This window comes from Pseudomonas sp. WC2401 (assembly GCF_041200115.1).
Lineage (GTDB): Bacteria > Pseudomonadota > Gammaproteobacteria > Pseudomonadales > Pseudomonadaceae > Aquipseudomonas > Aquipseudomonas fragi.
On sequence record NZ_CP165623.1, the window covers coordinates 1,952,397 to 1,965,464 of the forward strand.

Here is a 13,068-nt window from a genome sequence, read left to right on the forward strand (position 1 = left end):
TGAAGTATGAGAGCGTCACGTCATTGCCCGGCGGTGTTGATCGCCGCGCCGGCTTCCGGTCAGGGCAAGACCACGGTTACCGCTGCTTTGGCCCGGTTGCATCGCAATCAGGGGCGCAAGGTGCGGGTGTTCAAGTGCGGCCCTGACTTTCTTGACCCCATGATCCTGGAGCGCGCCAGCGGTGCGCCGGTGTATCAGGTGGATTTGTGGATGGTGGGAGCCGAGGAAAGCCGTCGCCTGCTGTGGGACGCTGCCGGTGAGGCGGACCTGATCCTGATTGAAGGCGTGATGGGGCTGTTCGACGGCACCCCTTCCAGCGCCGATCTGGCGCGGCATTTTGGCGTGCCGGTGCTGGGCGTGATTGATGGCACCGCAATGGCTCAGACCTTTGGTGCGCTGGCCCTGGGCCTGGCGCGTTATCAGCCGGACTTGCCGTTTGCCGGGGTGCTGGCCAACCGCGTCGGCACCGTGCGCCACGCTCAACTGCTTGAAGGCAGCCTGACCGAAGGCTTGCGCTGGTATGGCGCGCTGTCCCGCGAAACCGGGATCGAGCTGCCCAGCCGTCACCTGGGGCTGGTGCAGGCCAGTGAACTGAATGATCTGGATGCTCGCCTCGACGCGGCGGCCAATGCCTTGGCCAGCACCTGTGAGGTAGCGCTGCCACCGCCGGTCGAGTTCGCCGCGCCTGAGCCGGTGGCTGTCGAGCCGCTGCTGGCCGGGGTGCGGATTGCCGTGGCCCGCGACGAAGCCTTTGCCTTTACCTACGGCGCCAGCCTGGCGTTGTTGCGTGACATGGGCGCCGAGTTGGTGTTCTTCTCGCCGATCCGCGATACCGCCTTGCCTGAGGCGCACAGCCTGTATTTACCCGGTGGTTATCCCGAATTGCATCACCTTGAGCTGTCGCGCAATACGCCGATGCTGGAGGCGATTCGCGCCCATCACGGCGCCGGCAAGCCATTGCTGGCCGAGTGCGGCGGCATGCTTTACCTGCTCGATGCCCTGACCGATGTTGACGGTCAGCGCGCCGAACTGGTGGGCTTGCTGGCAGGGGAGGCGACCATGCAAAAGCGCCTGGCTGCCCTGGCGTTGCAAGCCGTGGACATGCCCGAAGGGCTGTTGCGCGGCCACACCTACCATCACTCGCTGACCAGCACCGCGCTCGAACCCATTGCTCGCGGCCTGAGCCCCAATGGCGGGCGTGGCGCCGAAGCGGTGTATCGCGAAGGGCGGATGACCGCTTCTTATGTGCACTTTTACTTCCCGTCCAATCCTCAGGCCATTGCCGCGTTGTTCGCGCCATGTGCCGTGAAGGTGCCATGAGCGATAACGCCTTTAGCCCGCAAGAACGCGCCGCCGTTTACCGCGCCATCGCCGAGCGCCGTGATATGCGCCACTTCAGTGGTGGCAGTGTGGCACCCGAGTTGTTGTCGCGTTTGCTGGAAGCGGCGCATCAAGCCCCAAGCGTGGGGCTGATGCAGCCGTGGCGGTTTATCCGTATCACTGACCGCGAGTTGCGGGGCAAGATCCAGGGCCTGGTGGAAGAGGAGCGGGTACGCACCGCAGATGCCCTGGGCCAGCGCTCCGATGAATTCATGACGCTCAAGGTCGAAGGCATCAACGATTGCGCCGAGGTGCTGGTGGCCGCCTTGATGGATGACCGCGAAAAGCACATTTTCGGTCGGCGGACGCTGCCGGAAATGGACATGGCGTCGTTGTCCTGTGCCATCCAGAACCTGTGGCTGGCCGCCCGCGTCGAAGGTTTGGGCATGGGCTGGGTGTCGTTGTTCGAACCGCAGGCCCTGGCTGATCTGCTGGGGTTGCCCACAGGGGCAAAACCGCTGGCGGTGTTGTGCCTGGGGCCGGTTGAAGCGTTTTACCCGGCACCGATGCTGGTGCTGGAAGGGTGGGCGCAAGCGCGTCCGCTCAGTGAACTGGTGTATGAGAATTATTGGGGGGTGAGTCCATGAGTGTGGCGTTGCTGTGCGTCGCCGGGGTGGCGCTGGATGCGTTGCTCGGCGAGCCCAAGCGCTGGCATCCGCTGGTTGCCTTTGGCCGTATGGCCGAGCGTATTGAGCAGCGTTTCAATTCCGGCGGCCGTGGCTGGCGCAGTCATGGCGTTACGGCCTGGGTGCTGGCGGTGTTGCCGCTGACGATCCTGGCCACCGCCCTGTCCTGGCTGCCCTATGTCGGTTGGCTGGTGGAAATCCTGGCGCTGTATTGCGCGTTGGGCATGCGCAGCCTGGGCGAGCATGTGCAACCGGTGGCCGAGGCGTTGCGTGCCAATAATCTGGATGAGGCACGCACGCGGGTCGGGTACCTGGTCAGCCGCCAGACCAGTGAACTGGATGAGACTGAAGTGGCCCGCGCTGCCACCGAGTCGGTGCTGGAAAACGGCAGCGATGCAGTATTTGCCGCGATTTTCTGGTTTGTGGTGGCCGGTGCGCCGGGCGTGGTGCTCTATCGTTTGAGTAACACCCTGGACGCGATGTGGGGCTATCGCAATGAGCGTTTTGAGCGCTTTGGCTGGGCCGCAGCGCGGATTGACGATGTTCTTAACTATATTCCTGCAAGGTTGGTGGCGTTGACCTACGCCGTATTGGGTAAAACCCGGCTGGCCTTGAAGTGCTGGCGCAAACAGGCGCCGCAGTGGGACAGCCCCAATGCTGGCCCGGTGATGGCGGCTGGCGCGGGGGCGCTGGGTGTGGAACTGGGCGGCCCGGCGATTTATCACGGCGAACTGCATGAGCGCCCGCAACTGGGTGAAGGCACGCCAGCGGATGCCGACTCGATCGGCCGTGGCTGGCAACTGGTGCAGCGTGGTGTGTGGCTGTGGTTGCTGATTCTGTGTGTGTGGAGTGAATTCTATGCTTGAGCACGGCGGACGTTTACGCAAGGCGGCGTTGCACTACGGCATTGCCGAGGCCGACTGGCTGGACCTGTCCACCGGTTTGGCGCCCTGGCCTTTTGCGATTCCTCAAGTGCCCGAGCGTGCCTGGGCGCGCTTGCCTGAGACCGACGATGGCCTTGAACAGGCCGCCTGTGCCTATTACGGGGCGCAGCAGGTGCTGCCGGTGCCGGGGTCGCAATGTGCCATCCAGTTGCTGCCGCGCCTGCGCCGCAGTGGCAAGGTTGGCGTGCTGTCGCCGTGTTACGCCGAGCATGCCCATGCCTGGCGGCACAGCGGGCATATCGTGCGCGAAATCATGGAACAGGAGGTGGATTTCTACCTCGACACACTGGATGTGCTGGTGGTGGTCAACCCCAACAACCCCACGGGTTTGCGCCTGTCGGCAGAGCGTTTGCTGGAATGGCATGCGCGGCTGGTACAGCGCGGTGGCTGGCTGGTGGTGGACGAAGCCTTTATGGACAACACCCCCGAGCTGAGCCTGGCGGCCCATACCCAGCGTACCGGGCTGATCGTGTTGCGCTCGTTCGGCAAGTTCTTTGGCCTGGCGGGCGTGCGCCTGGGCTTTGTGCTGGCGGAGCCAAAGTTGCTCAAGTTGCTGGCCGAGCAAGTCGGCCCCTGGGCTGTCAGCGGGCCGACGCGAATTGTCGGGCAGGCTTGCCTGCTCGACACCGAAGGCCATAGCCGCCAGCGCGAGCGCAGTGACTTGGCCAGCGGGCGCCTGGAGCGTTTGCTGGGCTTGCACGATTTGCCGCCGCAAGGGGGCTGTGCGCTGTTCCAGTGGCTGATCACGCCCCACGCCGAGCGTCTTTACGAATTTATGGCCCATCGCGGCATTTTGCTGCGCCTGTTTACCCACAACAGCAGTGTGCGTTTTGGCCTGCCCGCCGATGAGGCCGACTGGCAGCGCCTGGAGATGGCGCTGGCGGCGTACACCAAGGAAACCACATGAGTACGTTGATGGTGCAGGGCACCACATCCGATGCCGGTAAAAGCACCCTGGTGACGGCCCTGTGCCGCTGGCTGACCCGTCAGGGCGTGGCCGTGGTGCCGTTTAAACCGCAGAACATGGCGCTCAACAGTGCTGTCACCGCCGAAGGCGGCGAGATCGGTCGCGCCCAGGCGGTACAGGCCCAGGCGGCCGGGCTGGCGCCGCACACAGACATGAACCCGGTGCTGCTCAAGCCCAACAGCGACACCGGTGCCCAGGTGATTATCCACGGCCGTGCCGTGACCAGCATGAATGCAGTGGCGTATCACGATTACAAGGCCATCGCCATGCAGGCGGTCCTGGCCTCGCACCAACGCCTGAGTGCGGCGTACCCGGTGGTGATGGTCGAGGGCGCAGGTTCGCCGGCCGAGATCAACCTGCGTGCCGGCGATATCGCCAATATGGGCTTTGCCGAAGCGGTGGACTGCCCGGTGGTGCTGATCGCTGACATCAACCGTGGCGGGGTGTTTGCCCATCTGGTCGGCACTCTGGAGTTGCTGTCCGAGACCGAGCAGGCACGGGTCAAGGGCTTTATCATCAACCGCTTTCGCGGTGACATTGCCTTGCTCCAGCCGGGGCTCGACTGGCTTGAGCAGCGCACCGGCAAACCGGTGATCGGCGTGCTGCCATATGTGATGGACTTGCATCTGGAGGCCGAGGATGGCATCGACCAGCGCCAGACCGACAAGGTCGAGCAGGTGCTCAAGGTCGTGGTGCCTGTGTTACCGCGCATCAGCAACCACACCGACTTCGACCCGCTGCGCCTGCACCCGCAGGTCGACTTGCAGTTCGTTGGCCCGGGGCAGGCGATCCCGCCCGCCGATCTGATCATCCTGCCCGGCTCCAAAAGCGTGCGCAGCGATCTGGCCTATCTGCGCGCCAATGGCTGGGACACGGCCATCAGCCGTCACCTGCGCTATGGCGGCAAGTTGCTGGGGATTTGCGGCGGTCTGCAGATGCTTGGCGAACAGGTTCACGACCCGTTGGGCCTTGAAGGCACTGCGGGCAGCAGCGCCGGGTTGGGCTTGCTGGCCTTCAGCACCGAGCTGGCTGCCGAAAAGCAGTTGCGCAACGTGCGTGGGCATCTGGCGTTGGAAAGCGCCGCTGTCATGGGCTACGAAATCCACGCGGGCGTCACCACTGGCGCGGCGCTGGAGCAGCCGGCGGTGTATCTGGATGACGGCCGCTGCGACGGTGCGCAAAGCGCCGACGGGCAGATTTTTGGCACCTACCTGCATGGCCTGTTCGAATCGCCCGCCGCATGCAGCGCGATGCTGCGCTGGGCCGGATTGCAGGATGTGCAGGCGGTGGACTACCACGCCCTGCGCGAGCGGGATATCGAGCGGCTGGCCGATCTGGTGGAAAACCATCTGGATACGGCTTATTTGCGCGAACTGTGCGCAATTTGACAGGCCTGTCGCCTGATCCGGCATCCACCAGGATTGCGCTGAACCGGTGGGAGCCGGGCTTGCCCGCGATGGCATCAGCGGCCTTTAGAGGTATACCAACATGCTGCAATTGATTTTGGGCGGTGCCCGCTCGGGCAAGAGCCGCCTCGCTGAAAAACTGGCGGCCGAATCCGGCTGTGCCGTGACTTACATCGCCACCAGCCAGCCGCTGGATGGCGAGATGAATGAACGCGTGCGCCATCATCGTGAACGCAGGCCCGGGCATTGGGCGCTGATTGAAGAACCCATTGAGCTGGCCCGCATACTGCGTGACAACGCGCGCGCCGATACCTGCCTGCTGGTCGATTGCCTGACCCTGTGGCTGACCAACCTGCTGATGCTGGAAGACCCGCAGCGCCTGAGCGCCGAACGCGATGCGCTGCTGCAATGCCTGGCCGAGCTGCCGGGTGAAATTGTGTTTGTCAGCAACGAAACCGGAATGGGTGTCGTACCGCTGGGCGAATTGACTCGCCGCTATGTCGATGAAGCCGGTTGGTTGCATCAAGCCCTGGCCGAGCGTTGTCAGCGAGTCGTGCTGACAGTGGCGGGCCTGCCCCTGACGTTGAAAGGAACTGCACTATGAGCACCCCCTGGTGGCTGAAACCCTGCAAACCGGTTGATCGTGACCAGCAAAAGGCGGCTGGCGAGCGTCAGCAGCAGTTGACCAAGCCTGCCGGCTCCCTGGGCCAGTTGGAAGCACTGGCGGTGCAACTGGCCGGGCTACAAGGGCGGCTCAAGCCCCGTGTCGATCAGGTGTGGATCGGCATTTTCGCCGGTGATCACGGCATCGTCGCCGAAGGTGTCTCGGCCTATCCGCAGGCAGTCACCGGGCAAATGCTGCACAACTTTGTCAGCGGCGGCGCAGCGATCAGCGTGCTGGCCCGGCAGTTGGGCGCGCAGCTGGATGTGGTGGACCTGGGCACTGTCACGCCGATGCTGGAGCTGGCCGGTGTGCGGCACCTGCAGTTGGGAGCGGGCACGGCCAACTTTGCCCAGGGCGCGGCGATGTCTGACAGTCAGGGTTTGAAAGCCCTGCAGGCCGGGCGCGACAGTGTGCTGCGGGCGCAGGCGGCAGGCAGCGAGCTGTTTATTGGCGGTGAAATGGGTATTGGCAACACGGCGTCCGCCAGTGCGGTGGCCAGTGCATTGCTTGGGTGCCCGGCTTCATTGTTGACCGGCCCGGGCACCGGCCTGGATGCCGCAGGCGTCAGCCATAAGGCGCGGGTGATTGACCGGGCACTGGCGTTTCATGACGGATATCTCGACGATCCGCTGCAAACACTGTTTCGTCTCGGCGGTTTTGAAATTGCCGCGCTGGTCGGTGCCTATGTGGCCTGCGCCCAGGAAGGCATCGTGGCAGTGGTGGACGGGTTTATCTGCACTGTCGCGGCCATGGTTGCCGTGCGCCTGAACCCGCAGTGCCGCGAGTGGCTGGTGTTCAGCCATCGCGGAGCAGAGCAGGGCCATCGCCATGTGCTCGAAAGCCTGCAGGCCGAACCCTTGCTTGAACTGGGCCTGCGCCTGGGCGAAGGCAGCGGTGCTGCGTTGGCGGTGCCGTTGATGCGTCTGGCTTGTGATCTGCACGGGCAGATGGCGACGTTTGCTGAAGCCGCAGTGGCAGATCGCCCGGCATGAGCGTGCAGCTGGATTTGCTGCGCCACGGTGAGACCGAGCTGGGCGGCGGCTTGCGCGGCAGCTTGGACGACGCCTTGACGCCATTGGGCTGGGCGCAGATGCGCGATGCGGTCAAGGGTGGCGGGCCGTGGGACCGTATTGTCAGTTCGCCACTGCAGCGTTGCGCCTTATTTGCCCGGGAGTTGAGCGTGCAGCTCGATATTCCCCTGTCCTTCGACAAGAACCTGCAAGAACTGCATTTTGGCGCCTGGGAAGGGCAGAGCGCCGCAGCGCTGATGCAAACCGATGAGCAGGCCCTGGGCCAGTTCTGGGCTGATCCCTATGCCTTTACTCCACCGGACGGTGAGCCGGTGCTTGAGTTTTCGGCGCGGGTGCTGTCGGCAGTGGGCCGTTTGCAGCAGGATTTCGCCGGTGAGCGGGTGCTGGTGGTGTGCCACGGCGGGGTGATGAAACTGCTACTGGCCCGGGCTCGCGGTTTGCCCCGCGAGCAACTGTTGCAAGTACCCGTGCTGCACGGTGCCATGTTTGGCTTGCAGGTCGGCGCGGATGGCGAGTTGATCGAGGTTGGCGGGTGATGCTGCCATTCTGGATTGCCCTGCAGTTTTTGAGCAGCTTGCCGATTCGCTTGCCCGGGATGCCGCAGCCTCAGGAACTGGGGCGCTCGTTGCTGTTTTATCCGCTGGTGGGGTTGTTGTTCGGTCTGCTGCTGTACGCGGTTAACGGTCTGCTGGCCGATACGCCGTTGATGTTGCACGCCGCCTTGTTGCTGACCCTTTGGGTGTTGCTCAGTGGCGGCTTGCATCTGGACGGTCTGGCGGACAGTGCCGACGCCTGGCTGGGCGGTTTTGGCGACCGTGAACGCACGCTGACCATCATGAAAGACCCGCGCAGCGGGCCGATTGCGGTGGTTGTGCTGGTGCTGGTGCTGTTGCTCAAGTTTTGTGCGCTGCTGGCGTTGCTGGAACAGGGCAATGGCGTCGCCTTGTTGATCGTGCCACTGATCGGGCGCAGTGCCTTGCTGGCAGTGTTTCTGACCACCCCTTATGTGCGGGCCGGTGGTTTGGGTCAGGCGCTGGCCGATCACTTGCCGCGCAAGTCGGGCTGGTGGGTGCTGGGGTTCAGTGCCCTGGGCTGCGTGGTGCTGGCCGGGCATGCCGGGTTGTGGGCTCTGGGCCTGGCGGCGCTGGGGTTTGTGTGGCTACGCCGGGTGATGATGCGCCGCTTGGGCGGCACCACCGGTGATACCGCCGGGGCGCTGCTGGAATTGCTCGAAGTGCTGGCGCTGGCAGGGTTGGCGCTGATCTGAAGTTGCATGTGCTCTTGTGGGAGCGGGCTTGCTCGCGATGGTATCAACTCGATAAACCTGACACACCGAGCTGCCTGCATCGCGAGCAAGCCCGCTCCCACAAAAAAACCGGGCAGGGGGCACTGCATAAATCTTGATTCTCTTTTATTGCGGGTATATACATACAAAATGTTACCAACCCAGTGTTTATGTACCAACCTGCGGCGTGCGGCACGTGGCGTGAGCAGGCATTACGACGGCGCTCTCGATGGCTTCGGGATCAACGTTGCCCAGTATTCCTTGCTGTGCAATCTCAAGCGGCTCGATCAACCCAGCATTTCCACCTTGGCCGAAGCGATGGGGCTCGATCGCAGTACGTTGGGCCGTAACGTGCGGGTGCTGGAGGGGGCCGGGTTGCTGAAGATGACCGAGGGCGCAGACCAGCGTAACCGGCTGGTGTGCCTGACCCAGGCAGGCGAGGATTGCCTCAAGGCCGCCTTGCCGGCCTGGGAGGCTGCACAGCAGCGTTTGATGGACCGCTTGGGTGAAGCCAAGCGCGCGCAGTTGCTACAACTATTGGATGAGTTGGCGGGTTCTGACTGAAGGTCAGTCCCTCGATTATAAAAGGGTATATACCCGCTCCCGGAGAACAACAATGACATCGGTGTGGCGCAACAGTGGTTGGGTACTGCTTGGCAGTGCGCTTATTTTGGCGCTGTCGTTGGGTGTAAGGCATGGGTTCGGGCTGTTTCTGCCGCCCATGAGTGCGCAGTTTGGCTGGGGGCGTGAGGTGTTTGCGTTTGCCATCGCCCTGCAAAACCTGATCTGGGGCCTGGCCCAGCCCTTTACCGGGGCGCTGGCGGACCGCTTTGGCGCTGCCAGGGTGGTGATCGTCGGTGGCGTCTTGTATGCGGTGGGGCTGTTGCTGATGGGGTTGTCGGATTCGCCGCTGTCGCTGTCATTGAGCGCCGGACTGCTGATTGGTATCGGGTTGTCGGGCACTTCGTTCTCGGTGATTTTGGGCGTGGTGGGCCGTGCCTTGCCAGCAGAAAAGCGCAGCATGGGCATGGGGATCGCCAGTGCGGCGGGGTCCTTCGGTCAATTTGCCATGTTGCCCGGCACCCTGGGCTTGATTGGCTGGCTCGGTTGGTCGACGGCGCTTCTGGTGCTGGGCGTGCTGGTGGCGATGATCGTACCGCTGGTCGGCATGCTCAAGGATCGCCCGCTACCCAATCTGGGCGGCGAGCAAACCCTCAAGGAAGCGCTGCGTGAGGCCTGCTCGCACTCGGGCTTCTGGTTGCTGGCGTTCGGCTTTTTTGTCTGCGGCTTTCAGGTGGTGTTTATCGGTATCCACCTGCCGGCGTATCTGGTGGATCAGCATCTGCCTGCGACGGTGGGCACCACGGTGCTGGCGCTGATCGGCCTGTTCAATATTTTCGGTACCTACACCGCCGGCTGGCTGGGCGGGCGCATGTCCAAGCCGCGCCTGCTGACTGCGCTGTACCTGGCGCGCGCTGTGGTGATTGTGTTGTTCCTGTGGGCACCTGTAACGCACTTCAGTGCTTACCTGTTCGGCATGGCGATGGGCTTTTTATGGCTGTCGACCGTACCGCTGACCAATGGCACGGTGGCGACCCTGTTTGGCGTGCGTAACCTGTCAATGCTGGGCGGCATTGTGTTCCTGTTCCATCAACTGGGTGCATTTTTGGGCGGCTGGCTGGGTGGCGTGGTCTATGATCAGACCGGTAGCTATGACCTGATCTGGCAGGTCTCGATTGTGTTAAGTCTGCTGGCAGCCGCCTTGAACTGGCCGGTGCGCGAGCGTCCGGTGGCCCGCTTGCAGGCGCAGGGGAGTTTGGGGTGAATACAGCGTGGATGTGGCTGGGGGCAGCGAGTGGCGGTGCCTTGTTGCTGGCCCTGGTCTGGTGGGGCTGGCATCAGGGCGGCTTGGCCATGATGCAATTGGGCATGGGTGCTTGCTAGTGCGGCGGCGGGTGAGTAAGTTCTGAGCTTGCCTCTTATTCAAGGACACTGATGATGCTCAAGCGCTGGATTGCGATGCCTGTACTGCTGTTGGCCTGCGCCGGGTCGGTGTGGGCAGCGGATTGCCCGCCCTTGCTGGAGGGCTCGCTGCCCAAATTGCGGGCCAAGGAATCGATCGATCTGTGCCAGCGCTTTGCCGGCAAACCGCTGTTGATCGTCAATACCGCGAGCTTTTGCGGCTTCGCCCCGCAGTTCAAGGGGCTTGAGGCGTTGAACCAGCGCTACAAGGGCCAGGGGCTGGAGTTGATCGGTGTGCCCTCGGATGACTTCAAGCAAGAGGCCAAGGATGGTGAGGAGACGGCCAAGGTGTGTTACGTCAACTATGGCGTGACCTTCACCATGATCGACCCGCAGCATGTGCGCGGGCCGGATGCGACTCACCTGTTCAAGATCCTGGCCGAGCAAAGCAGTGCGCCGAAATGGAACTTCTACAAATATGTGGTGGATCGCCAGGGCAATGTGATTGCCAGCTTCTCCAGTTTGACCAAGCCTGACAGTCCTGAATTGATTGAGGCCATCGACAAGGCCATTGCTTCTAGGCCCTGAATCGCAGCCATTAAAAATCCCCGCCTCGGTAACGAGAGCGGGGATTTTTTTGATTCAGCAGGCGAGGGGGTTAGCCTCGCGGTGAATCAGAACTTGTAGGTTGCACCTACTGCAAAACCGTTGGCGCTGTTTTCGTACTTGGAGCTGTAGTAGCTGCCGAGAGCTGCTTTCTGGTCATCAACCTTGACCGACTCTTCCTTCAGGTAGGAATAGGCAGCATCGATTGTCAGGTTCTCGTTGACGGCATAACCGGCACCCAGGCTGAAAATCGTACGGTCGCCAGTAGGGATGCGAGGCGAGCGATTTTCATTGTTGGTAGGCGACTGGTCCCAGGTCAGACCGGTACGCAGTACCCACTGCTTGTTCAACTGATACGAAGTACCGATAGCGTAGGCCCAGGTATCGTGCCAGTTTTGCTCTTCCTTGATCGTGGTGAAAAGTGCAGGGGCTGCACCGCCGCCGGCCGCAGCAGTAACGCCTTCGTTCTGTACGGTGATGTCTTTCAGGCGGCTCCAGCGAGTCCAGGTGGAACCTGCATAGACCTTCCACGCGTCATTGATCTCTTGAGTAACCGACAGATCCCAGGATTCAGGCGTGTCGATTTTCAGAGTGGCGTCATAGCGGTTGCTTTTCAGGCGAGCGGCAGTGAACGGATCGCTGCTGGCTGTTACGTTGGTGTGACCTTCAAGCTTGTACTTAACCTTTGAGTGGTAAGTCAAACCTACCCGCGTGGTGTCGGTAGCTTGTACCAGGATACCGGCGTTGAAGCCCAGGGCGGTATCGTCACCCTTGATTTTTACATTGCTGTCGCCTGCCCCGGCCAGCGGGTTGGGGGTCAGTCGAAGCTCGGATTCAAGAGTACCGGCAATGCGGTTGATGGTCGGGCCAAAACCAATCGACACGCGATCATTGAAGGCATAGCTGACGGTTGGTTGCAGGGTAACAACCTTCACTTCGCTTTTGCTGCCAAAGCCACGGCCCTGGAAGCTGCTTTCGTAGTCGGTCACAAGGCCGAACGGGGCATAAACGCCGAAGCCGACTGCCCACTGGTCATTCAGCTTGTTGGTGTAAAAGCCCATCGGAACGCCTGTGAACGGCACCATGTCACCTTTGTTGGTGCCCTTGATGCTGCCATTGGCATCCTTGATATCGGTCGAAGCATCAATAACAGCGATACCGCCTGTTACTTGCTGGCCGCTGAGGCGGGACATACCGGCAGGGTTACCAAAAACGGTACTGGCATCGTCGGCAGAAGATGAACGACCTGCGAAACCGGTCCCCATACCGCTGACGCTTTGTTCGTTGAGTGCGAAGCCGCTAGCGAAAATCTGGCTGGAAGCCAAAGTGACGGCGAGGCCAAGTGTGGTCTTGAGCATTACTTTTTTCATTATTAGAACTCCTTATGATCACCGGACGAAAACTACCAACATTTTTGTTGAAGCGCTATAGGCTAAATCGCAGAAGATAGCGATGTTTTGTAGGACAATCCGACCGGATTTCAGGCTGTTTGAAGATCATTACAGTTGTTTGAAATTTCAAGCAACTTGGTTGAGAGGTGAAACGCAGGTGCGCCAGGCATGGGCGAAATCACGTAAACGCCCATGTGGTTCAAAGGCTTGGCGCCAGATCCTGGCCATGCCGAGCAGGTCGTCGGCGGCAGGAATGGCTATTTTTTGTTGCTCGACCAAAAACCAGGCAATGGCCGTGGCGTAACGCAAATTGACCGTCAGCTCCAGATGAGGGCTGCACAGGAACGCATGCTGGCTGGCCAGCCCGCGAACCAGGCTCGCCAAATCCGGGTCGTGGGCCAGGTACTGATCCCACAGGGCGGCATGGCGTAACTCGCGGATGCAATACAGGCCGTGACCATGACGATCATGCAGTGCCGAGCCCAGGTGCGACTGGCTGGCTGCAATACCTAGCAACAAAGCTTCTGCATCCGGGTTGTCTTGCCCCAGATACAGAAGCGTTGGCCGGATCACGAATTGGCTCAACTCCCTGGCAGCGATACCCATATAGCCCTCGAAGCCTGAAAATGACCAGCGATACCCCGGCGCTTGGCAGCGGTGAATCGAAAGGGTTCGCTGGAAGCGGAGCAGGCCGCTTGAGTTGAAGTGTAGTGTCAAATTCTTGCTGTAACGGCCTGTTTTTAAAACATTTAAAGCATCGGCCCGCGGGCTATATATCCGCAAGTAATTAAACAATGCCGGATATT

15 protein-coding genes are annotated in these 13,068 nt (G+C 61.6%); 13 read left to right on the forward strand and 2 right to left on the reverse strand.

The window, feature by feature from the left end; all coding sequences use genetic code 11:
• Positions 1 to 6 precede the first annotated feature (6 nt).
• The 13 genes from AB3G35_RS08910 to AB3G35_RS08970 all read left to right on the forward strand — a co-directional run bounded on the left by AB3G35_RS08910 (position 7) and on the right by AB3G35_RS08970 (position 10,853).
• Positions 7 to 1,320, forward strand: coding sequence for a cobyrinate a,c-diamide synthase (locus AB3G35_RS08910; RefSeq protein WP_369782538.1), 1,314 nt, complete (start codon positions 7 to 9; stop codon positions 1,318 to 1,320).
• Positions 1,317 to 1,967, forward strand: a complete 651-nt coding sequence (bluB, locus tag AB3G35_RS08915) for a 5,6-dimethylbenzimidazole synthase (RefSeq protein WP_016779868.1) — start codon at positions 1,317 to 1,319, stop codon at positions 1,965 to 1,967. The genes AB3G35_RS08910 and bluB overlap by 4 nt, the downstream gene beginning before the upstream one ends.
• Positions 1,964 to 2,872: an adenosylcobinamide-phosphate synthase CbiB gene (gene cbiB, locus AB3G35_RS08920; protein ID WP_083369815.1), complete on the forward strand. Its 909-nt coding sequence runs from the start codon at positions 1,964 to 1,966 to the stop codon at positions 2,870 to 2,872. The genes bluB and cbiB overlap by 4 nt, the downstream gene beginning before the upstream one ends.
• Positions 2,865 to 3,857 (forward strand): threonine-phosphate decarboxylase CobD, encoded by a 993-nt coding sequence (cobD, locus tag AB3G35_RS08925; RefSeq protein WP_083369816.1) that lies wholly within the window; start codon positions 2,865 to 2,867, stop codon positions 3,855 to 3,857. Before cbiB ends, cobD begins: the two co-directional genes overlap by 8 nt.
• Positions 3,854 to 5,305: a cobyric acid synthase gene (locus AB3G35_RS08930; RefSeq protein WP_369782540.1), complete on the forward strand. Its 1,452-nt coding sequence runs from the start codon at positions 3,854 to 3,856 to the stop codon at positions 5,303 to 5,305. Before cobD ends, AB3G35_RS08930 begins: the two co-directional genes overlap by 4 nt.
• A gap of 100 nt (positions 5,306 to 5,405) precedes the next feature.
• Positions 5,406 to 5,927 (forward strand): bifunctional adenosylcobinamide kinase/adenosylcobinamide-phosphate guanylyltransferase, encoded by a 522-nt coding sequence (gene cobU / locus AB3G35_RS08935; protein WP_095005280.1) that lies wholly within the window; start codon positions 5,406 to 5,408, stop codon positions 5,925 to 5,927.
• Positions 5,924 to 6,979 carry a nicotinate-nucleotide--dimethylbenzimidazole phosphoribosyltransferase gene (gene cobT, locus AB3G35_RS08940; protein WP_088379222.1) on the forward strand — a complete coding sequence of 352 codons (1,056 nt, stop codon included), beginning with the start codon at positions 5,924 to 5,926 and terminating at the stop codon, positions 6,977 to 6,979. Before cobU ends, cobT begins: the two co-directional genes overlap by 4 nt.
• A complete protein-coding gene (cobC, locus tag AB3G35_RS08945; protein ID WP_106117049.1) occupies positions 6,976 to 7,554 on the forward strand; it encodes an alpha-ribazole phosphatase family protein in 579 nt (192 codons plus the stop codon). Before cobT ends, cobC begins: the two co-directional genes overlap by 4 nt.
• A complete protein-coding gene (locus tag AB3G35_RS08950; protein WP_369782541.1) occupies positions 7,554 to 8,285 on the forward strand; it encodes an adenosylcobinamide-GDP ribazoletransferase in 732 nt (243 codons plus the stop codon). Before cobC ends, AB3G35_RS08950 begins: the two co-directional genes overlap by 1 nt.
• 168 nt (positions 8,286 to 8,453) lie before the next feature.
• Positions 8,454 to 8,867, forward strand: a complete 414-nt coding sequence (locus AB3G35_RS08955) for a MarR family winged helix-turn-helix transcriptional regulator (RefSeq protein WP_029611286.1) — start codon at positions 8,454 to 8,456, stop codon at positions 8,865 to 8,867.
• 52 nt (positions 8,868 to 8,919) lie between these two features.
• Complete coding sequence (locus tag AB3G35_RS08960) at positions 8,920 to 10,128, forward strand: MFS transporter (protein ID WP_086796035.1); 1,209 nt, start codon at positions 8,920 to 8,922, stop codon at positions 10,126 to 10,128.
• Positions 10,125 to 10,247: a hypothetical protein gene (locus tag AB3G35_RS08965; protein ID WP_255032602.1), complete on the forward strand. Its 123-nt coding sequence runs from the start codon at positions 10,125 to 10,127 to the stop codon at positions 10,245 to 10,247. The genes AB3G35_RS08960 and AB3G35_RS08965 overlap by 4 nt, the downstream gene beginning before the upstream one ends.
• Before the next feature lie 54 nt (positions 10,248 to 10,301).
• A complete protein-coding gene (locus AB3G35_RS08970) occupies positions 10,302 to 10,853 on the forward strand; it encodes a glutathione peroxidase (protein WP_167380447.1) in 552 nt (183 codons plus the stop codon).
• Positions 10,854 to 10,939: 86 nt separating this feature from the next.
• Here the strand turns inward: AB3G35_RS08970 and AB3G35_RS08975 are convergent, their stop codons facing one another.
• Together AB3G35_RS08975 and AB3G35_RS08980 are read right to left on the reverse strand one after the other, a co-directional pair.
• Complete coding sequence (locus tag AB3G35_RS08975) at positions 10,940 to 12,241, reverse strand: OmpP1/FadL family transporter (protein ID WP_016779880.1); 1,302 nt, start codon at positions 12,239 to 12,241, stop codon at positions 10,940 to 10,942.
• 147 nt (positions 12,242 to 12,388) lie between these two features.
• A complete protein-coding gene (locus tag AB3G35_RS08980; RefSeq protein WP_016779881.1) occupies positions 12,389 to 12,868 on the reverse strand; it encodes a hypothetical protein in 480 nt (159 codons plus the stop codon).
• Positions 12,869 to 13,068: the final 200 nt, after the last annotated feature.

Excerpts from the sequence above, each read along its gene's own strand:
- AB3G35_RS08910 (WP_369782538.1), top strand. The coding sequence starts at position 7 with ATGAGAGCGTCACGTCATTGCCCGGCGGTGTTGATCGCCGCGCCGGCT.
- bluB (WP_016779868.1), top strand. The coding sequence starts at position 1,317 with ATGAGCGATAACGCCTTTAGCCCGCAAGAACGCGCCGCCGTTTACCGC.
- cbiB (WP_083369815.1), top strand. The coding sequence starts at position 1,964 with ATGAGTGTGGCGTTGCTGTGCGTCGCCGGGGTGGCGCTGGATGCGTTG.
- cobD (WP_083369816.1), top strand. The coding sequence starts at position 2,865 with ATGCTTGAGCACGGCGGACGTTTACGCAAGGCGGCGTTGCACTACGGC.
- AB3G35_RS08930 (WP_369782540.1), top strand. The coding sequence starts at position 3,854 with ATGAGTACGTTGATGGTGCAGGGCACCACATCCGATGCCGGTAAAAGC.
- cobU (WP_095005280.1), top strand. The coding sequence starts at position 5,406 with ATGCTGCAATTGATTTTGGGCGGTGCCCGCTCGGGCAAGAGCCGCCTC.
- cobT (WP_088379222.1), top strand. The coding sequence starts at position 5,924 with ATGAGCACCCCCTGGTGGCTGAAACCCTGCAAACCGGTTGATCGTGAC.
- cobC (WP_106117049.1), top strand. The coding sequence starts at position 6,976 with ATGAGCGTGCAGCTGGATTTGCTGCGCCACGGTGAGACCGAGCTGGGC.
- AB3G35_RS08950 (WP_369782541.1), top strand. The coding sequence starts at position 7,554 with ATGCTGCCATTCTGGATTGCCCTGCAGTTTTTGAGCAGCTTGCCGATT.
- AB3G35_RS08955 (WP_029611286.1), top strand. The coding sequence starts at position 8,454 with ATGTTACCAACCCAGTGTTTATGTACCAACCTGCGGCGTGCGGCACGT.
- AB3G35_RS08960 (WP_086796035.1), top strand. The coding sequence starts at position 8,920 with ATGACATCGGTGTGGCGCAACAGTGGTTGGGTACTGCTTGGCAGTGCG.
- AB3G35_RS08970 (WP_167380447.1), top strand. The coding sequence starts at position 10,302 with ATGCTCAAGCGCTGGATTGCGATGCCTGTACTGCTGTTGGCCTGCGCC.
- AB3G35_RS08975 (WP_016779880.1), bottom strand. The coding sequence starts at position 12,241 with ATGAAAAAAGTAATGCTCAAGACCACACTTGGCCTCGCCGTCACTTTG.
- AB3G35_RS08980 (WP_016779881.1), bottom strand. The coding sequence starts at position 12,868 with ATGGGTATCGCTGCCAGGGAGTTGAGCCAATTCGTGATCCGGCCAACG.